Origin of the sequence: Lactobacillus sp. JM1, from assembly GCF_009834385.1 — a bacterium.
Classification (GTDB): Bacteria; Bacillota; Bacilli; order Lactobacillales; family Lactobacillaceae; genus Lactobacillus; species Lactobacillus paragasseri.
This window is the reverse complement of sequence record NZ_CP044412.1, coordinates 882,576-902,715: the sequence shown is the minus strand read 5'-3', so window position 1 is coordinate 902,715 and position 20,140 is coordinate 882,576. Positions and strand designations below refer to the sequence as shown.

Here is a 20,140-nt window from a genome sequence, read left to right as displayed (position 1 = left end):
TCAACTATTATTTAATTACTAATTTACTTAAGTCACCCATTCGATCAGCCAAGTTATTAACCTTTAATAATTGTGCCAAACGATTATTCTTTACTTTTTCGTCCTTATCAAGAATCATATTACTTTCAAAGTAATTGTTAATTACAGGTTGTAATTCAACAAAACCTTTGTATAGATCGGCAATACTCAAATCAGTATTTTCTTCTAGTGCATTTACACCAGCGTTTAGTTCTTCTTCACTTACATCTTGGAAAAGACTTTCATCAACTTTAGCAGCATTTCTATATTTTGCCTTCTTCAAAATGTTAGTAATTCTAGTCAAACTTTCAACTACTGGCTTAAAGTCAGCATCATCGTGGTGCATTTGTAAAGTCTTAGCTGCTGCTAAAATTTGAATTGGATCTTGTTGGCTAGATGCAAGTACCGCATCGATAACATCGTAATCATACTTTTCAACTTGCAATTGTTGCTTTACACGGTCACGGATAAAGTCAGCAATTTCATTCTCAGCTTCAGCATCCTTAGGTAATTTAGCTGCAGTTTTACCAGACAATAATTGAATTAATTCTGGTAAAACATCTTTGACAGGAAGTGACCAACCTTCGTTCAACAAAATTCTTACAATTCCGTAAGCGTTTCTTCTTAAAGCATATGGGTCATTAGATGATGAAGGGATCATGCCTGCACCGAAGAATGAAATAATTGTATCTAATTTATCAGCAATTGAAAGAAGAGAACCCACAGTTGTACTTGGCAAATCTCCTTCAGCACTTGTTGGCATGTAGCTTTCTTTAATTGCTACACTAACATTTTCATCTTCACCCGTTAAACGAGCATAATGCATTCCCATTACACCTTGTAATTCGGCAAATTCACCAACCATTGAGGTAACAAGGTCAAATTTGTAAATATCACTAACTCGATCAAAATCCTTCATTTCAGTTTCTGAAATATTGAATTTCTTACCAAGGTAGTCACCAATAATTTGGACACGTGCCATATGTTCAGCAACAGAACCAATCTTGTCGTGGAAAGAAACATTCTTAAGCTTGTCAACAAAGTGCGCCAATGGGTATTTCTTATCTTCGTCATAGAAGAATTGAGCATCATCTAAACGTGCAACAAGAACTTTTTCATTACCGGCAATTACGTTATCTAAGTATTCACTGTTACCATTTCTAACAGCAATAAAGTGATTAATCAACTTGCCATTTTCATCATAAACTTCAAAGTATCTTTGATTATCTTTCATTGAAGTAATTAAAACTTCATCTGGGATATTCAAGTACTTTTCATCAAAAGAACCAGCAAAAACAGTTGGATATTCAACTAAGTTGGTAACTTCTTCAAGTAATCCCTTATCAATGTTTACTTTCCAGTTATGCTGAGCAACTAATTCTTGAATTTGATTAAGAATCATGCCCTTACGTTCATCAGCATCGGCAATCACATATTGGCTCTTCAATGCTTCTTCATAATCATCTGCATTTGCAAGTACAACGCTATCACCTAAAAAGCGGTGGCCTTGAGTTTTGCGACCAGCAACTACGTCAAGCAATTTAACTGGTACAACTTCACTACCAAGTAAAGAAACCATCCAATGAATTGGACGTACAAACTCAAAATCATTGCTGTCCCAACGCATTTTAGTTGGGAAAGTCATGGCTTTAATGATATCGCTCATGCCCATTAAAATGTCAGAAGCTTTTTTACCTTCTTTTTGAACATGAACATAAGCATATTCAGTTCCTTTAAGCTCTTCAAAGTAAATATCGTCAGTCGTCATCCCTTGACCACGAGCAAAACCTTGAGCAGCTTTCGTCCAATTGCCATCTTTATCTTGAGCAATTTTCTTAGCAGGACCTTTTTTTACTTCATCAATATCATCTTGCTTTTCAGCCAAGTCTTCAACCAAAATAGTCAAGCGACGTGGAGTTGAATAAGTCTTAATGTCTTTAAAAGAAAGGCCATTTTCCTTAAGATACTTTTTAGTACGATCAGCTAATTGCTTAACACTTCTAGAAACAACGTGAGCTGGCATTTCTTCAGTACCAATTTCAAATAAATAATCTTTAGTCATTGTTTTGCCCCGCTTTCTTAGTTTCTTCTTGGTGTTTCAATAATGGGAAGCCACGCTTTTCACGTTCTTCAACAAATCCCTTCGCAGCAAGGTGAGCCAAGTTTCTAATTCTTGATAAGTAACCTGCTCTCTCAGTAACTGAAACAGCACCACGTGCATCAAGCAAGTTAAATGTATGGCTACACTTCAAAATATAATCGTAAGCTGGGTGAATCAAGTTTTGACTCAACAAACGTTTAGCGGTTGCTTCATAAATATCAAAGAACTTAAGCAACTGGTCTTGGTCGCTTTCTTCAAAGGCATACTTAGAATGTTCATATTCTGGTTGCTTGAAAATATCACGATACTTGACGCCATCACCCCATTCAAGGTCAAAGACTGAATTGACATCTTGAATATAAGAAGCAAGGCGTTCAACACCATATGTAATCTCACTCATTGTTGGTTTTACATCAAGTTCGCCAACAACTTGGAAGTAAGTAAATTGAGAAACTTCCATTCCATCAAGCCATACTTCCCAACCAACACCGGCACAACCCATAGATGGATTTGCCCAGTTATCTTCAACGAATCTAATATCATGCTCAAGAGGTTCGATTCCTAAAACTCTTAAACTATCTAAGTAATATTGTTGAATGTCTTTTGGTGCAGGCTTAATAACAACTTGGAATTGATGGTGTTGGTATAAACGGTTAGGGTTATCACCATATCGACCATCAGCAGGTCTTCTTGAAGGCTCAACATAACAAGCTGCCCAAGGTTCTGGCCCAACAGCACGTAAAAATGTATATGGACTCATTGTCCCGGCACCTTTTTGCTCATCATATGAAGGCATAATCATACAACCTTTAGAGGCCCAGAACTGTTCCAATTTAAAAATCATATTCTGGATATTCAGTTTTTCTGACATCTATACTCTCTCCTCACAACATAGGCATAAAAAAAGCCTATGCAAAAATTGCATAGGGACGATTTACTTCGCGGTTCCACCCTAATTCAGGAAAATATTCTTCCTGCCCTTAATTAACAACTTTGACTAAAAGGTGCCTTTTCCCAAATGCACTTCCACCATTCTGCACTCGCTGTCTTGGTACTTTTCTATTCCTTTATAGTTGTCAAAATACGTTTATATTTTATCATCTTTTATAAAAAAAGACTAGTAAGAAACCTCACTAGTCTTTAAACGAATATAAAAAGTCAACAGCTAAAAAAGCGCCAATTCATCAAGAAACTTTTTAGTTTTCAAGTTAAGATCTAAATAGTTAGCATACATCCGATCAATAACCTTGCCAGAATTCTTTTTTAATTGCGGATTAATTTTTACTTTTCCTAAACGATCAATATCAACTAAAGCTAGAGTCCGTATCAAAGCAACTACTTTAGGATCTAGATGCATCCTTTGACTGACACTATTAAAGTGATCACTACAAATAATTCCACCTAATTCCAACGAATAGTCAAACGTGCCTTGCACCTTCCCGCAAATTAAACATCGATCTAACTGCGGTGCTACTCCATATGCATTAAGCAACTTCAATTGCACCATTTGGGTAATGACTGCCGCATCTTCTCCAGAATTTATCTTCAGCAACGCTTTCATAATCAAATCATAAAAGCTCCCAATATCCTTATATTCAACAAAAGCATGGTCAAGCAAGTCTAAAACATAACTCGAATACGCATTCTTAGTTAAATCTAAATATAATTGGTCTAACTGCTTTACATCCTTAAAAGTTCGCAGCGTACTGATTCCCTTCCAATTTGTATTTACAATATATTTTCCATAAGAGAAGTTAAGGGTTGCAGCTCCTAATCTGGACTTTGGTCTCAGTGCTCCTCTAACATCTATTGTAAAAATACCATGATCTTTCGTCATGATCTTGGCTAGAACATCAGCTTCTTTATATTTTTTTCTTTTAAAAATTAATCCTTGAACCTCACAAAGTTCACGTACCATCTATCTTAATTCCTTGGCATTGTATCCAATAGATTTAAGGAAGGCAGGATCAGAACGCCAATTCTTTTGAACCTTAACCCATAGACGTAAATTAACTTTTTCGCCTAATAAAGCTTCAATTTCTTGACGTGCAGCAATTCCAATCTGCTTCAGCATTTGACCCTTTTTACCAATTATAATGCCCTTTTGACCTGGACGTTCAACATAAATTGTAGCCTCAATTTGAAGCTTACCACCTTCATGATCCCGCATTCGGTCAACTACCACGGCCGTTGCATGTGGGACTTCTTCATGAGTGAGCTTCAAAACTTGCTCGCGAATTAATTCAGCCACAATAAAATATTCTGGACGATCAGTCAATTGGTCTGCATCATAAAATTGCGGACCTTCTGGCAGATACTTGGCAATTGTTTTAATCAATTCGGAAACATTATTTCCTTGAGAAGCAGAAATTGGAACAATTTCAGCAAAATCGCCTAGATTCTTGTACGAATCTATAATAGATAATAACTTATCTGGGTGGACTTTATCAATCTTATTTATCACTAAAAGTACAGGTTTTTTAATTTTCTTAAGAAGTTCAGCAATATATTGGTCTCCCTTACCTGCTGGTTCAGGTTCAACCATAAATAAAACAACGTCTACTTCATCTAAAGCCGAGTAACTCGACTTATCCATAAAGTCATCTAACTTGTTTTTAGGCTTATGAATCCCAGGAGTATCGATAAACACAATTTGCTCTTGATCATCAGTATAAATACCAGATATTTTGCTTCTAGTTGTTTGTGGCTGTGGTGACATAATCGCTACTTTTTGACCTACCAAAAAGTTTAAAAGTGTCGACTTACCAACATTGGGTCTACCAATTAAAGCTACAAAGCCTGATTTATAGTCCTTTTTTTCATCCATCATTGTTACATCCTTTTATTTAAGTCTTAGTGAATTTGCTTTCCGTGATTTTCCTGATCCGGATGAAGCGGAAGCCCATATTCACGTAAAACTTTGCCTTGGATACCAAACATTACTTTAGCTTCATCATCTTCAATATGATCAAAACCATTTAAATGCAAGTATCCATGAACTAGTGTATATCCAAACTCACGATTAAATCCAGTTTCATACTCGACACTATGTCTTTTTATTACTTCTGGACAAAGAAATAGATCTCCAATATCTTCAACAAAATCAGGATCATCATTAAAAGCAGACATAAAGTCTTCGTCTAATCCATCTTCAATTGCAAAAGAAATCACATCGGTTGATCGATCTTTTCCACGATATTTTTTATTGATTTCGTGAATTTTTTCGGAAGAAACAAAATTAATACTCATTTCTTGAGCATTTTCCTTATTAATTTCTTTTTTGGCCGACAAAAGCAGATTGGTAATCCAAGGGATCCAATCTTTATCGTCATTATCTAAGAAATTAACTTCATCATTGAAAGAAATATCTAAGTTATTCAAATTTTAGTGTCCTTCTTTTTCATAAGCTCTAACAATTTTAGCTACTACTGGGTGACGAACAACATCATTGAAGGTAAAATTAATGAATTTTACTTGTTCAATATTTGCAAGTATATGTTCAGCTTGCAATAACCCACTCTTTGCCTTTCCTGGTAAGTCAATTTGAGTTTGGTCACCATTGACAACCATCTTAGAATTAAAACCTAATCTAGTTAAAAACATCTTCATTTGAGCTTGAGTCGTGTTTTGTGCTTCATCCAGAATTACAAAAGCATCATCTAAGGTTCTACCACGCATATAAGCAAGAGGTGCAACTTCAATCACTCCTCGCTCCATCAACCGATTAGTCGTTTCAACTCCTAAAATTGCATATAAAGAATCATAAATTGGTCTTAAATATGGGTCAACTTTTTCCTTCAAATCTCCAGGTAGAAATCCCAGTGATTCTCCTGCTTCAACAGCTGGTCTGGTTAGAATTATGCGTGATACCTCACCTTTCTTAAAGGCCGCAATTGCCATAACTACTGCTAAAAAAGTTTTCCCTGTACCAGCCGGTCCAATTCCAAAAACAACGTCATATTTTTGAATAGCTTCGATATAGCGCTTTTGCCCCATGTTCTTAACTCGAACCGGGCGTCCCTTAGCATCCCTAATTAAAATCTTATTGTATAACTCACCAAAGAACTCCAAAGTTCCTTTGTCGGCCATTTTAATTGCGCTTACGACATCAGTTGCAGTAATAGTAACTCCTCGGGTAACAACCTTATCTAAAGCAGTAAAAATTTGCATAATTTTCTTAACAAGGCTTTCTTCCCCAGTTACTTCAATCTCACTACCAGTATCAGTAACTTGTACATCGTAAGATTCTTCAATTAAACGCAAATTTGCATCGTTAATCCCAACTAAGTTCATAATTGTTTCAGGTTTAGTTGGTGTAAATGTTGCTTCTATAGTTTGTCCCACTTAAAATTGAACCTCCATTATATCAATTGATTAGTTAAGCTTCTTACCAACAATTGAAGAAGCGGCTTTGCCATCAGCCTTACCTTTGATTTTTGGCATTAAAGCTTGCATAACTTTACCGAAGTCTTTCTTAGAACTTGCGCCGACTTCTTTAATTGTCTCCTCAACTGTTTGTTCAAGCTCTTCTTTAGACATTTGTTTTGGCATATATTTTTCAATTAGTTGCATTTCTTTTTTAGTTTGAGCAATTAAATCGTCTCTACCTGCCTTAGTAAATTCTTCTAAAGATTCTTTACGTTGCTTAAGTGCACTAGACAAAACTGTTAATTCATCATCGCTAGTTAGGTCATGTCCCACTTTAATCTTATAATTCATTACTGCAGCCTTAAGTGAGCGAATAGTTGTTAAAGCTTCCTTATTTTTAGCCTTCATAGCTGATTTCATATCTTGCATTAAAGTATCATTTAGTGACATTTATTTTTCTCCTCTTTAATCAAAACTTACAAAGTCTATTTTAAACTTTTTATACAAAAAAAGCTCTTGATAGAGCGAATTTCTATCAAGAGCTTTCTTTATATTAATAATGTCTACGCTTACGAGCAGCTTCGGATTTTAACTTTCTCTTAACGCTTGGTTTTTCGTAGAATTCACGCTTGCGGTATTCTTGCAAGGTACCACTTCTAGAAACGGAACGTTTGAAACGACGAAGAGCATCATCAATAGACTCGTTTTCGTGAACGATTGTCTTAGCCATGTGAGATCCCTCCTTCCATTTCTTGGCACACAAATATGTGCCACAACAATATAGTTAAATTATAGCTAAACGAGAAAAGTCGGTCAATAGTCGATTAACATTTTTCTAACTTATTTTGGTATAATTTAGGTAAACAATGAGGTGAAGATATATGACTGAAGAAAAGAAAGAAAATCAAAAAATCGTTAACTTAATTATTATCTCTGACTCTGTTGGAGATACTGCGTTTAACATGGTGCAAGCTGGTGCTGTTCAATATCCAGATGTGAAGTTTAATTACCGTCGCTATCCATTTATTACTAATCGTGAAAAACTAGAAAAAGTTTTCGACGAAATCACAGAATTTGAAAACGTATTAATTGCGTTTACATTAATTCACGAAGATGAACAATTAGCCGCAATCAAATTCGCACGTGAACATAATATGAAGTATGTAGACTTACTTTCAGGTGTAATTGAAAACATTCACTCCTTAACCGGTGAAGAACCAAAACACGAAATCGGTGCTGTTCACCACATGGGACAAAACTATTTCGACAGAATTTCTGCAATGGAATTTGCCGTAATGTATGATGATGGAAAAGATCCTAAAGGATTCTTAGAAGCAGACGTTGTTTTGCTTGGAGTTTCAAGAACTTCGAAGACCCCTCTCTCATTATTCTTAGCAAACAAGAATTTGAAAGTAGCTAACTTACCTCTTGTCCCTCAAACTCATATTCCAGATGAAATTTATAAAGTTGATCCTAAAAAGATTATTGGCTTAACTAATGACCCATCTGTCTTAAATGAAATTAGACGCCAAAGAATGATTGCTTACGGCTTAAATCCTGATACAACTTACTCAAATATGGATTCTATCAATGCCGAACTTGACGCTGCTAATAAGCTTTATAAGAAACTTGGTTGTTACGTAATTAATGTTGCACACCGTTCAATTGAAGAGACAGCTGCTTTAATTATGGAACACCTCGGCATCGATGACTATGCTAAATAATTAGTTTTATGAATGTATTTCAAAAGGCTTAACCTACAACTTATGTAGATTAAGCCTTTTTTACTTACGCTATTAAACTGGTTTCTGCTCCTTGAAGCGTCCATATACTTTATCAACTTCGCTTACGCTCATAAATGCATAAGGATCAGATTGAATAACAATATTATAAATATCAAACATATCATAACGATCAATAATTGTCATTAAAACAGTTTTTTCCGTATGACTATATGCACCTTCAACATCATGAAAGATTGTAATACCGCGGTGCATCTTGCGTTGAATTCCTTCAATAATATGTTTCGGGTGTTCGGTAACGATAAAGACTTGCATTTTTTGATGTTGCGTATAAACAGCGTCAATCACTCTACCATTAACAAAAATGTTCAAAGCCGTATATAAAGCTCTCGTCCAGCCAAAAACAAAACCAGCACAGATAACAATGATCAGATTAAAGAAAATGTTAATTTGACCGAAACTTTTACCAGTCTTTTTTCTTAAAATAATGCCTAAAACGTCTAAACCACCTGTAGAAATTCCTGATTTCAAGGCGATTCCTGTTCCAACACCATTAATTACGCCACCAAATAAAGCACAAATGATTGGATCGTAAGTAATCTTGATTGGAGCAATTACTCGCATCATAATCGATCCAAGTAACACGGCAATAATAGTAAAAATTGTAAAGCGATGTCCTATTTTACACCATCCCAAGATAAAAAGCGGAATGTTTAAAACAAAGTACATCACTGAGGTCGATAAGGTAAATGGCATGAATCGTTCTGACACTGATTGAATAATCTGCGCAAATCCCGTAATACCAGAGGCGTAAATCTTACCAGGTCCCCAGAAAAAGTTCAGGGCAACCGCAACCGCCAAAGCATAAAGAAAGGCAGCAGATAATTTCGAAATTAGATAGTGTCTACGAGACAGCTTTTCTAATTGACTCATCTTGATTTTCCTTTTTATATCAAATAATATTTTGCACTATCTATTCTAACAATCATTATTAAAAAATAAAGCTAATTCTAGTGCCTATTTAGCTATTATTTTTTCCAGTGCTTTTCAATAAATTGTGATCTGCCACCAGCTTCTTCAATTTGATAGCGCAAAGGGTCTTTTTTATAAAAATCTTGATGATATTCTTCTGCAGGATAAAAAGGCTCAGCAGGTTCAATTTTTGTCACAATTTGCTGATCAAACTTGTGCGAATCCTCAAGTTGTTTTTTAGATTCTTCGGCAATTTTCTTTTGCTGCGGAGAATTATAAAAAATTATCGGTTGATATTGACTACCACGATCCTGAAACTGTCCCATTGCATCAGTTGGGTCAGTCACTTGCCAATAAATATTAACTAGTTTTTGATAAGAAATAATTTTAGGATCAAAGGTTATTTTTACGGCCTCAACGTGTCCTGTTGTCCCAGTACAAACTTCTTCATAACTTGGATTCTTAACATGACCACCAGTATAGCCAGAAACAACACTAATGATGCCTGGGTAAGTGTCAAAAGGTTCAACCATGCACCAGAAACATCCACCGGCAAAGATAGCCGTATCATAGTGCAATTCTTTAGTGTTATCAAGGTTTTTAGCTACTTTCATTTTATTAGCACTTCTTTCTAAATTTGAATAATTCTGGATTATTTTCACTATTTTTTCGTTATAGCTTTATATATAAAAATAGCGAATTAATTATTTAGTTCATAATCAATTCACTACTTAGCTTAAAGTATCTACTTGATTTTTACTATTTTTTTATCTTTAATAGCTCTTCTTCAATTACCGGCAACCAGCTTAACTTATATCCTGCACGCGTTGGGTGGATCGGATCAAGCATATAAAGTTCTCTATCTTTTTCATTGTAGTTAAAAGAATCATCATCCCACAAATTAAGAAAATTAAAATTCCACTTATTTTGTAATTCCTTAACTCTTTCAACCATCTGACCATAGAATTCTGAATCAAATTTTGGATTACTAAAAATCAAAACAGGACAATTCCAGTTCTTCTTTACATAATTTAAAATATATTCAATTGCACCCGTTACTGTCTGTGTATCAAAATTATCATCTGTAGCGATTTCGCCTAGATCTTCTTTTCCTTTAATTGCATCATTAGTTGAAAGTTGCAAGACAAATGCTGTCAACTTTTCTAAAACTGGCAATCTTCCGATTCTACTAATGTATGAATTAGAGTCATTATCAACTAGCGTTGTTCCCGAAACAGCATCCTTAAAAGCACAAATATTGTCTTTTTTACTTAAATAGTCAACAAATGATTCACCTAAAGCACCAGCACCATATGTTACTGAACTTCCTAGAAACGCAATTTGGTTATTAATCAGATCACTTGGTTCCATCTTAGTTTGGGCAACACTATATTTTTTAGCGTTTCCTTCTGCTTTAATTACCTTAGTTAAAAATTCAGGATTATCCTTGCCGAATTTCAATAATTCAGGAATATGTTCTTCAGGTACATCTAAGTTATAAAGTTCTTCTTCAAAATTCATTTTCTATCGTCCTTTGAATAACTTCTGATAATTTTTATAACCTTCCTCCTCTAGCTTATCATAAGGAATGAACTTTAACGCAGCAGAATTAATACAATATCTTAAGCCTCCTTGATCAACAGGCCCATCTGTAAACACGTGCCCTAAATGTGAGTCAGCTATTGGACTTTTTACTTCGGTTCGTTCCATTCCATGCGATTGATCTCGATGATAAACAAGTTTTTCAATTGGTTTAGTAAAACTTGGCCAACCACAACCAGCATCGTATTTGTCTTCACTAGAAAATAATGGCTCACCAGATACCACATCAACATAAATTCCTTTTTGGTTAAATTTATCATACTTTCCAGTAAAAGGATATTCAGTCGCAGCATGCTGAGTAACTTCATATTGCTCTGAGTTTAATTTCTTCAGTGCTTCTTCTTTATTAAACATTTTCTCACCTTCTTGTTTAAACATATCAAATTTTAATAGAAAATTGTTGTTTCATGATTTTTGTTTCTATACAATAATCTATAATACTAACGGAGGGATTTATATTATGCAAAAATTAGCAAATGACTTATCACTTACGAAAAATACACGACTAAATTCTTTAGGACCTTCAAAAATAAGAGCTTTTGATGCAAAGGCCTCTCAAATTCCTGGAATTATTAAATTAACAATTGGCGAGCCAGATTTAAATACACCAGATCATGTTAAAGAAGCAGCAATTGCTGATATTAAAGCAAATGACTCTCATTATGCTCCACAAGCTGGTAAACCAGAATTGCAAGATGCAATTAGCAAATACCTTAACCGTAGCCTTAATGTAAAATACGAGCCAGCAACAGAAATTTGTGTAACTGTTGGTGCGACAGGCGCTTTAAATGATGTATTTATGTCAATTTTAAATCCAGGAGACAAAATTTTAGTCCCTACTCCTGTTTGGGCACTTTACTTCCAATTGATTAAATTAACCGGTGCTATCCCAGTTCAAATGGATACTTCAAAAGATGGTTTTATTCTTACTCCTGAACACCTTGAAACAGTTTTACAAAATGAAGGTAAAGGTGCCAAGGCAATTATCTTAACTGATCCATCAAACCCTACCGGGCGAGTATATCCAGAAAAAACTTTAAAGGCACTAGCAGAAATTATTACTAAATATCATTTATTTTCTGTAACTGACGAAATTTATGGAGAATTAGTTTATGACAATAATGTTCATCATTCTCTATCACAATATATTCCTGAAAGAAATATTTTAATTTCTGGCTTGTCAAAGGCCTACGCAATGACGGGATGGAGATTAGGATATATTGCTGCTCCCGCAGATATTATGAAAACAATTCAAAAGGTGAATGCTTTCTTAGTCACTTCAGTTACCGATAATGTACAAGCAGCAGCAATTGAAGCCCTAAACAATGGCCAAGCTGATCCACTTGAATCCAGAAAAATTTACGAGGATCGACTCAAATTCATGAAAGCTGGATTAGAAAAATTAGGTTTTGAAATGTCCACCCCACAAGGAGCTTTCTACATTTTTGCTAAAATTCCAGATGCCTTTGGTACTGATGATGAGGCATTTGCAAATGAACTAGCTACCAAGGCAAAAGTTGGTGTAACTCCCGGTCGCTACTTCGGTGATGGCGGTCAAGGATACGTTAGAATGTCTTATGCTTCTTCAACTGAGCAATTAAAAGAAGCATTAAAACGAATTGCAAAATTTGTTGAAAATATTTAACTTATACAAAAACAAAGCACTGATAGCTTGAATTGAGCTTATCAGTGCTTTTTTATACATTATGATTTTTAATATTCAACAATCTTCTAGTTTAATATTATCTAGTTTCAGCCAATAAAAAAAGAGTAAGGACCATCTCTCAAAAATAATCCTTACTCTTATTTATTAAGCTAATTTTTTATTCATCCCAAGTTGAATTCTTATCAGCGTCTTCTTGAGCTTCCTTTTCAAGACGTGCTTCAATTTCCTTCACGCTGTCTTCATACTTGTCTTCTACCTTAATACCAATGTCATCTAATTGTTGATCAGCAACAGGTGCTGGAGCATGCATCATTGGCTCTGAAGCAGAAGCATTCTTTGGAAAGGCAGTTACGTCACGAATGTTGTCCTTTTGAGCTAACATCATTGCAAATCTGTCTAATCCAATTGCAAGACCGGCATGTGGTGGGAATCCCATGTCCAATGCATCAAGTAAGTAGCCAAATTGTTCATAAGCACGCTTCTTAGTAAATCCAAGTGCCTTGAACATCTTTTCTTGAATTGAACGTTTGTGGATACGAATTGATCCACCACCCATTTCGTCACCATTCATAACAATATCGTATGAACGAGCATGAGCCTTATGTGGATCAGTATCAAGCAACTTAATTCCTTCATCATCTGGCATAGTAAATGGGTGGTGAGCAGCAATCCAGCGACCCAAACCTTCGTCATATTCAAATAGTGGCCAATCAACAACCCAAACAAAGTCGTAAACATTTTCTGGAATAATTCCAGTTTCTTTAGCGAATTCACGACGTAAATGGTCAAGAGAATCAGTTACAACCTTCCACTTATCAGCAACGAATACTACTAATTCGCCACCTTCAAGGTCAAATTCTTTCTTCAAAGCTTCTTTATTTTCATCAGTTAAGAAGCGAGAAACAGGACCTGAGAATTCACCATCTTCATATTTAACCCATGCCAAACCTTTAGCATGGTAACGTTTGATATAATCTTGCTTTTCTTCAATCTTCTTACGTGAATATTGTTTAGCACCATTCTTAACAGCAATCCCCTTCACGTAGCCACCATCAGCAATTGCACCAGAGAAGACCTTGAAGTCAGAATCTTTGAAAATTGGACTTAAGTCATGAATAAACATTTCGTAACGAGTATCAGGCTTATCAGAGCCATACTTATTCATTGCTTCATTCCAAGTAATACGCTTGATTGGTGTCTTCAAGTCAATTCCCATTACATCTTTCATGATCTTCTTCAAAAGACCTTCAGTATAGTCTTGAACTTGTTTTTCATCAGTAAATGATGTTTCCATATCAATTTGGGTAAATTCAGGTTGACGATCACCACGCAAATCTTCGTCACGGAAACAGCGTGCTAATTGGTAATATTTATCAAAACCTGCACCCATTAACAATTGCTTGAATAATTGTGGTGATTGAGGAAGTGCATAAAAGCTACCTGGGTAAATTCTTGACGGAACAAGGTAGTCACGAGCACCTTCTGGAGAAGACTTACCTAAAATTGGAGTTTCAATATCAATAAAACCATGTTCATCAAAATATTCGTGAGTTGCTTTTAAAATCTTTGAACGAAGCATAATTGCCTTTTGCAAAGTTGGACGACGAAGATCAAGGTAGCGGTACTTCAATCTAGTTTGTTCGGCTGCATTAATATCATCTTTGATTTCAAAAGGTGGTACCTTTGACTTATTTAAAATATCAATTTCAGTTGCATCAACTTCAACTTCACCAGTCTTCATATCCGGGTTTACGCTAGAGCGTTTAACAACCTTACCTTTAACTTCAATTACGTCTTCGTTGTTAAGAGAATCCGCAATATCCATTAATTCTTTACCAGAATCTTTGTTAACAACAACTTGAACAATACCTTCGCGGTCACGAAGGTCAATAAATACCAAGTTACCTAAGTTACGAACGCGTTGTACCCAACCATAAAGGGTTACTTCTTGTCCTTCGTATTTGCTAGTTATATTGCCAGCATAGTCCGTTCTTTTTTCCATATTCATCATAATTTTTAATCCTCTATCTTTTCCATTACAGATTTCATATCATTTAGATCTTCTAAGCTTAAGTCTAAAGTCTTACCATCAGCTAAACGTTTAATGTTAAGTACGCCATTTTCAAGCTCTTTAGCACCCAAGGTAATTACAAATTTGGCATGCACACGATCTGCTTTTCTAAATTGTTGTTTTAATTTCTTTTGATCAACATCATATTGAGCTTTAAAGCCTTGCTTACGAAGAGAACGCGCAATTTCAACAGCCTTCATTTCTGTTCCTTCGCCAATATTAGTGATGAAGAAATCAATACCTTCATCTTTAAATAAAGCTGGATTTTGTTCCTTAAGAACAAGCATTAATCTCTCTTCTCCAATACCAAAACCAACGGCTGGAGTTTCTGGACCGTCAAATTCTTCTACCAAGTGGTTGTAGCGTCCACCACCCAAAATTGTGGTTGCTGATTCCCATAAGTTCTTATCTTCAACCATAAATTCAAAGATTACACCAGTATAGTAATCAAGTCCACGTACTAAATCGTCATCTAATACATAATTAATGCCTAATTGTTCAAGCATATCAGTAATAGTTTCAAAATTCTTCTTAGAGTCTTCATCTAAGTAATCAACGATTCTTGGAGCGTCAGGTAAAAATTGCTTATCTTCATCAGCCTTTGAATCAAGAATACGAAGTGGGTTCATAGACAAACGTCTTTGTGAATCCTCTGAAAGTTGATCTTTAAGAGGCGTGAAGTAATTTACTAAAGCATCATGATAATCTTTACGTACTTGCGCATTACCTAAAGTATTAATGTGCAATTCATAATTCTTAACGCCTAACTCAGCTAATAAATCGTGCCCCATCATGATAGTTTCAACATCAGCTAGAGGACTATTTGAGCCAAAGCTTTCAACACCAATTTGGTGAAATTCACGTTGACGACCTGCTTGAGGTCTTTCATATCTAAAAGTATTGTCAATATAGTAAACATTAAATGGCTTTACTACATCAGGACCATATAATTTATTTTCAACATATGCCCTAACCACACCAGCTGTTCCTTCAGGACGAAGTGCAATATGACGACCACCTTTATCGTTAAAGTCATACATTTCCTTTTCTACAACATCTGAACTTTCACCAGATGAACGAGAAAAGACTTCATAATTTTCAAAACTTGGTGTCCGAATTTCACGATAATTTGCACGTTTGAAGAAATTTCTTGCAATTGTTTCAACTTTTTCCCATGAACCAGAATCTGCTGGCAAAATATCGACTGTACCTTTTGGTCTTTGAACTTTCATTTAATCATCCTTTAATATATTAATAAAAAACGCCCTTGAACTTAATCAAGGGCGCAATAAATTAGCACGGTACCACCTTTTGCTTGCTGCGATTAACGCTCGCGAAACGAACTATTATCTGTTAAAGGTGTCACAGATCGCAACCTATCCGCTCTCTCACCAAACGAGCGGTCTCTGAGATAGATCATGCTAATCTACATTCTTTGTCATCGATAATTCCTTTTTAGCTTATATTTTTCAGCCAGTAAAGTCAACCTTTGTAAGCCTTTACTTAAAGAATTAAATATCTAGCACAATTGTAAATGGGCCATCATTCTCAAGACTAACCTGCATATCAGCTCCAAATTCGCCGGTTTCAACATGAAAGCCTCTATTTTCTAATTCTTTATTAAAATTTTCCCAAAGATCCTTTGACTTAGGAGGTCGCATTGCCTCTACAAAACTTGGACGATTACCTTTTTTAGTATTAGCTAGCAGGGTGAATTGACTAACGCTTAAAATTTCTCCATTAACATCTTTTAAAGACAAGTTAGTTTTTCCATCTTCATCTTCAAAAATACGCATTTTAGCAATTTTATCAGCAGCCTTTTTTACCTGATCTAGCTTATCGCCTTCACGTAACCCAACTAACAGAAGAAAGCCACGTTTAATTTTACCCACAACTTCATTATCAATGGTAACTTGGGCTTTATTCACTCTTTGAACAACAACACGCATTAATTAATTGACCTCTTTGCTTCATAAACATTTGGCACATCACGCATCCGGCTCAGGATATCTTCTAGGTGTGCTGCATCTCTAACTGACACAGTAGCATAAATATGTGCCATGTTGTTACTATCTACTTTTCCAGAAATATTAACAATATTCTTTGTCTTTGAATTTAAAGCATTGATTACATCACTTAAAAGACGGGAACGATTGAAACCATAAATCTCAATATCTGCATTATAGTTTTCTTTATCTTTATCTTTAGCAATGTTTTCCCAAGCCACATCGATTAATCGCCCTTGTTTCTTAGCTTCTTCAGTAATATTAGGACAATCAGCACGGTGAATTGTTACCCCGCGTCCCTTAGTTACGTAGCCAATAATCGGATCTCCTGGAACTGGATTACAGCATTTAGCTAAGTGAAGCATTAAGTCAGAAACACCTTGGACCATTACGCCATTATTATGCTTAACACGCATAATATCAGCTGGTGCATCAGAACTATCATCTTCTTCAGTTGAACTTTGTTGGCCAGCATTCATAATCTTTTCTTCAAGTTGCCGCTGCTTTTCATCTTCAGCCTTCTTACGTAGGTCTTCAGTTAATCGATTAGCAACAGTAGCTGCAGAAATTTCTCCATACCCAACGGCTGCAAACATTTCTTCTTCATTATGATAATTAAAATGACCAATTACCTTTTGAATGTGTTCTTTATCCATGAACTCTTTTGGAGCTAAATCACGGTTAAGTAATTCTTGTTCAATAAAGTTCTGACCTTTTTCAATATTTTCCTCGCGATCTTCAGCCTTGAAGAAACGCTTAATCTTATTTCTTGCTCTTGAAGTCTTGACTAAGTTAACCCAATCACGGGATGGACGAGCTGAAGTCTGAGTGAGCATTTCAACTACGTCACCATTTTTAAGTTTATAGTCCAATGGAACAATCTTGCCATTAATTCTAGCACCAACTGAATGAGCACCAACTTCTGAGTGAACCATATATGCAAAATCTAATGGTACTGAGCCTTTTGGAAGTTCATAAACGTCACCTTTAGGAGTAAAGACATAAACACGATCTGAAAAGATATCAGTCTTAACACTCTTCATAAATTCATGCGAGTCTTTTGTTTCATTTTGAAGTTCAAGAATTTCTTGGAACATGTTAAGCTTCTTATTTGCATCAGTTTGCTCAACTTCGCCCTTAACGCCTTCTTTATATGCCCAGTGTGCAGCAACACCGTATTCAGCAACCTGGTGCATCGCTTCAGTTCTAATCTGAATTTCAAGTGGCTTGCCGCCAGGTCCAATAATTGTTGTATGTAACGATTGGTATCCGTTAACTTTTGGAACAGCAATATAGTCTTTAAAACGGCCGGGCATTGGCTTCCATTTAGTATGAACAGCACCTAAAACGGCGTAACAATCACGAACAGACTTCACAATTACACGAACTGCTAGTAAATCATAAATTTCGCTAAAGTCTTTGTGCTTATTAACCATCTTCTTGTAGATAGAATAAATATGCTTAGGGCGTCCATAAATCTCATACTCAATTCCTAAGCTATCAAGCGTTTGCTTTAAAGTTTTAATTGCATCAGCAATGTATCCTTCCCGCTCACTTCGCTTAGACTGCATCAAGTTAACAATTCGGTAGTATTGCTGAGGATTCAAATAGTGCAAACTCATGTCTTCGAGTTCCCACTTAATAGTTCCGATACCTAACCGGTCTGCAAGTGGTGCATAAATGTCTAGCGTTTCATCAGCAATCCTTCTCTGCTTGTCAGGACGTAAATGGTCTAAAGTGTGCATATTGTGCAAACGGTCAGCAAGCTTAACCATAATTACTCGTAAATCTTTAGCCATTGCGATTAGCATTTTACGGTGATTATCTGCTAGATATTCTTCGTGACTCTTCGACTTATATTGAATCTTGCTTAACTTTGTTACACCGTCAACAATAAAAGCGACATCTTTTCCAAACTTTTCCTTAATATCATCATTAGTTACCGGCGTATCCTCTACAGTATCATGAAGATAACCAGCTGCTACCGTATCGGGATCTAAACGTAAAGTAGCTAAAGTTCCCGCAACTTGAGTTGGGTGAATTATATAGGGTTGTCCAGAAACTCGAAACTGACCTTCATGAGCATTCTTAGCAAATTTATATGCCGATTCAACAAAAGCTAAGTGTTCATCATTCATATATTTCTTGCATTCTGCAAGAACTTCTTCATGAGTCATCTCACGATATTTTGACATAAAGCATCACCTATTCTTTATTTCTTTTCTTTGTAAAAATCATCATGCCAGAGTCCAAACAACTCAAAACTTAAATATACTAGGCAAAGTAGAAAATTGTATTTTGCAAAATGAATTAAAACAGCGATTGCAAACACTACTGGGAATAAAAGCAACCACCAATAGCTCAATTTTCTAATTTGCATAATGCGGCCAATTTGGTAACTTAAATAACTATTAAAAATAAAGAATACTAATCCAATTCGCCAAACACGGCTTAAATGGACTAATGGACAAATAATCCAGACAATTACTCCTAACAAAGTTAACCAAACTAGTGGCATAAATGATTTTTCATTTATTTTACTCCACCAAGCCTTAAAATTAAAATTTTTCTTTTCTTCACTATTTTTCTTCATTTTTTGCTTACCTTTTCTTTTAATATATTTTTAGTCTGGTTTTCTAGCGATTAATAGACCAATCCAGCGTCCTTCTTGCATTTTCATCTTAATTTCAAAACCATTTTCTGCAAGTGATTTTTCAATCTTTGGCAGTTGTAAATAATCAATTCCTGAGAAAATAACCTTTCCTTCTTTATTCAAATGACTATCTAAGTCCGGAATTAATTCTAACAAAATATCGGCTAAAATATTGGCCACAATCAAATCATATTTATCATCAATATCTTTTAATAGGTTAGCCTTGCGTACATCAATATTATCGACATCATTTAACGCAATATTTTCTTTTGCGGCAGTTACTGCTTCATCAGAAATATCGGTTCCTAAAACATGGTTTGCCCCTAATTTACTAGCTGCAATGGCTAAAATGCCTGATCCAGTTCCAACATCCAAAACCGACATTGGTTTGACTAGTGCTCGCTCCATTGCAAGCAAAACAAGTTGAGTTGTAGTATGACCACCCGTTCCAAAAGCTAGACCTGGATCTAGACGAATCAATTTTTGGTCGCTAAAAGCTGGGTGGTAATCTTCCCATTCAGGAACAATAGCCAGATGACGAGAAAAATCAATTACGTGATAATATTTCTGCCAAGCTGTATTCCAATCTTCATCTGCCACTTCTTTAGTGCTAATTGAAACTTCGCCAGTATCTAAGCCATAGCTCTTCATCTCCGCAATTTTATCCATAATCTTTTTAATTAGATCTTTTTTATCAGCACTTTCATAATCAAAATATGCTGTTAACTCTAAATCCTTTGGTAAATTTTCAATATCATCAAGTTCAACCAAGCTACTATCATGTTTTTGACCCTCAGCAATAAAATCGCTTCGCTTACGACTTTCAATTCCTTGTGCATCTAGTTCATCTTGCATGAAAAAGCTTAATCCATCTTCCAACTCATGACTACATTCAACTTTTACTGCTAATAATTTCACTAATCTTGTCCCCTTTTGACATG

General features: G+C 35.5%; 20 protein-coding genes. 2 read left to right on the top strand and 18 right to left on the bottom strand.

Features of this window, described 5'->3' with window-relative positions; genetic code table 11:
* Positions 1–7 precede the first annotated feature (7 nt).
* The 8 genes from glyS to rpsU form a co-directional block, all read right to left on the bottom strand.
* On the bottom strand, positions 8–2,080 hold the full coding sequence (gene glyS, locus F3I00_RS04630; RefSeq protein ID WP_003648973.1) for a glycine--tRNA ligase subunit beta: 2,073 nt from the start codon (positions 2,078–2,080) through the stop codon (positions 8–10).
* The gene (gene glyQ / locus F3I00_RS04625) at positions 2,073–2,990 is read right to left on the bottom strand and encodes a glycine--tRNA ligase subunit alpha (protein WP_003648974.1); all 918 of its coding nucleotides are present in this window, start codon (positions 2,988–2,990) and stop codon (positions 2,073–2,075) included. Before glyQ ends, glyS begins: the two co-directional genes overlap by 8 nt.
* A 294-nt stretch (positions 2,991–3,284) precedes the next feature.
* Positions 3,285–4,037, bottom strand: a complete 753-nt coding sequence (gene recO / locus F3I00_RS04620) for a DNA repair protein RecO (RefSeq protein WP_065169751.1) — start codon at positions 4,035–4,037, stop codon at positions 3,285–3,287.
* Positions 4,038–4,949 carry a GTPase Era gene (gene era, locus F3I00_RS04615; RefSeq protein ID WP_081275677.1) on the bottom strand — a complete coding sequence of 304 codons (912 nt, stop codon included), beginning with the start codon at positions 4,947–4,949 and terminating at the stop codon, positions 4,038–4,040. It abuts the gene before it with no gap.
* A 23-nt stretch (positions 4,950–4,972) separates the two neighbouring features.
* On the bottom strand, positions 4,973–5,500 hold the full coding sequence (ybeY, locus tag F3I00_RS04610; protein ID WP_020807319.1) for an rRNA maturation RNase YbeY: 528 nt from the start codon (positions 5,498–5,500) through the stop codon (positions 4,973–4,975).
* Positions 5,501–5,503: 3 nt separating this feature from the next.
* Positions 5,504–6,412, bottom strand: a complete 909-nt coding sequence (locus tag F3I00_RS04605) for a PhoH family protein (RefSeq protein ID WP_223225661.1) — start codon at positions 6,410–6,412, stop codon at positions 5,504–5,506.
* An 81-nt stretch (positions 6,413–6,493) separates the two neighbouring features.
* A complete protein-coding gene (locus F3I00_RS04600; RefSeq protein WP_020807320.1) occupies positions 6,494–6,937 on the bottom strand; it encodes a GatB/YqeY domain-containing protein in 444 nt (147 codons plus the stop codon).
* A gap of 103 nt (positions 6,938–7,040) precedes the next feature.
* Positions 7,041–7,217: a 30S ribosomal protein S21 gene (rpsU, locus tag F3I00_RS04595; protein ID WP_003647180.1), complete on the bottom strand. Its 177-nt coding sequence runs from the start codon at positions 7,215–7,217 to the stop codon at positions 7,041–7,043.
* Between the two features lie 151 nt (positions 7,218–7,368).
* Here rpsU and F3I00_RS04590 point away from each other — a divergent pair, with 151 nt between their 5' ends.
* Positions 7,369–8,211, top strand: coding sequence for a pyruvate, water dikinase regulatory protein (locus tag F3I00_RS04590; RefSeq protein ID WP_020807321.1), 843 nt, complete (start codon positions 7,369–7,371; stop codon positions 8,209–8,211).
* Between the two features lie 72 nt (positions 8,212–8,283).
* On the opposite strand, the gene F3I00_RS04585 is transcribed toward F3I00_RS04590, so the two are convergent.
* The 4 genes from F3I00_RS04585 to msrB all read right to left on the bottom strand — a co-directional run bounded on the left by F3I00_RS04585 (position 8,284) and on the right by msrB (position 11,157).
* Positions 8,284–9,162, bottom strand: coding sequence for a YitT family protein (locus F3I00_RS04585; protein WP_003647178.1), 879 nt, complete (start codon positions 9,160–9,162; stop codon positions 8,284–8,286).
* A 95-nt stretch (positions 9,163–9,257) separates the two neighbouring features.
* Positions 9,258–9,815: a peptide-methionine (S)-S-oxide reductase MsrA gene (gene msrA / locus F3I00_RS04580; protein WP_020807322.1), complete on the bottom strand. Its 558-nt coding sequence runs from the start codon at positions 9,813–9,815 to the stop codon at positions 9,258–9,260.
* Positions 9,816–9,960: 145 nt separating this feature from the next.
* A complete protein-coding gene (locus F3I00_RS04575) occupies positions 9,961–10,722 on the bottom strand; it encodes an SGNH/GDSL hydrolase family protein (protein WP_020807323.1) in 762 nt (253 codons plus the stop codon).
* Positions 10,723–10,725: 3 nt separating this feature from the next.
* Positions 10,726–11,157, bottom strand: coding sequence for a peptide-methionine (R)-S-oxide reductase MsrB (gene msrB / locus F3I00_RS04570; protein ID WP_020807324.1), 432 nt, complete (start codon positions 11,155–11,157; stop codon positions 10,726–10,728).
* Positions 11,158–11,263: 106 nt separating this feature from the next.
* On the opposite strand from msrB, the gene F3I00_RS04565 reads away from it, so the two are divergent.
* Entirely contained in the window at positions 11,264–12,448 is a 1,185-nt protein-coding gene (locus F3I00_RS04565; RefSeq protein ID WP_020807325.1) for an aminotransferase class I/II-fold pyridoxal phosphate-dependent enzyme, read from the top strand.
* A gap of 178 nt (positions 12,449–12,626) precedes the next feature.
* On the opposite strand, the gene aspS is transcribed toward F3I00_RS04565, so the two are convergent.
* The 6 genes from aspS to prmA form a co-directional block, all read right to left on the bottom strand.
* Entirely contained in the window at positions 12,627–14,480 is a 1,854-nt protein-coding gene (gene aspS / locus F3I00_RS04560) for an aspartate--tRNA ligase (RefSeq protein WP_003648985.1), read from the bottom strand.
* A gap of 5 nt (positions 14,481–14,485) precedes the next feature.
* The gene (hisS, locus tag F3I00_RS04555) at positions 14,486–15,772 is read right to left on the bottom strand and encodes a histidine--tRNA ligase (protein ID WP_020807326.1); all 1,287 of its coding nucleotides are present in this window, start codon (positions 15,770–15,772) and stop codon (positions 14,486–14,488) included.
* A gap of 279 nt (positions 15,773–16,051) precedes the next feature.
* Positions 16,052–16,489: a D-aminoacyl-tRNA deacylase gene (gene dtd / locus F3I00_RS04550; RefSeq protein ID WP_020807327.1), complete on the bottom strand. Its 438-nt coding sequence runs from the start codon at positions 16,487–16,489 to the stop codon at positions 16,052–16,054.
* Positions 16,489–18,741 (bottom strand): bifunctional (p)ppGpp synthetase/guanosine-3',5'-bis(diphosphate) 3'-pyrophosphohydrolase, encoded by a 2,253-nt coding sequence (locus F3I00_RS04545; RefSeq protein WP_020807328.1) that lies wholly within the window; start codon positions 18,739–18,741, stop codon positions 16,489–16,491. The genes dtd and F3I00_RS04545 overlap by 1 nt, the downstream gene beginning before the upstream one ends.
* Positions 18,742–18,758: 17 nt before the next feature.
* Positions 18,759–19,139 carry a hypothetical protein gene (locus tag F3I00_RS04540; protein ID WP_003648989.1) on the bottom strand — a complete coding sequence of 127 codons (381 nt, stop codon included), beginning with the start codon at positions 19,137–19,139 and terminating at the stop codon, positions 18,759–18,761.
* 30 nt (positions 19,140–19,169) lie between these two features.
* Entirely contained in the window at positions 19,170–20,117 is a 948-nt protein-coding gene (gene prmA, locus F3I00_RS04535; protein WP_020807329.1) for a 50S ribosomal protein L11 methyltransferase, read from the bottom strand.
* Between the last annotated feature and the right edge of the window lie 23 nt (positions 20,118–20,140).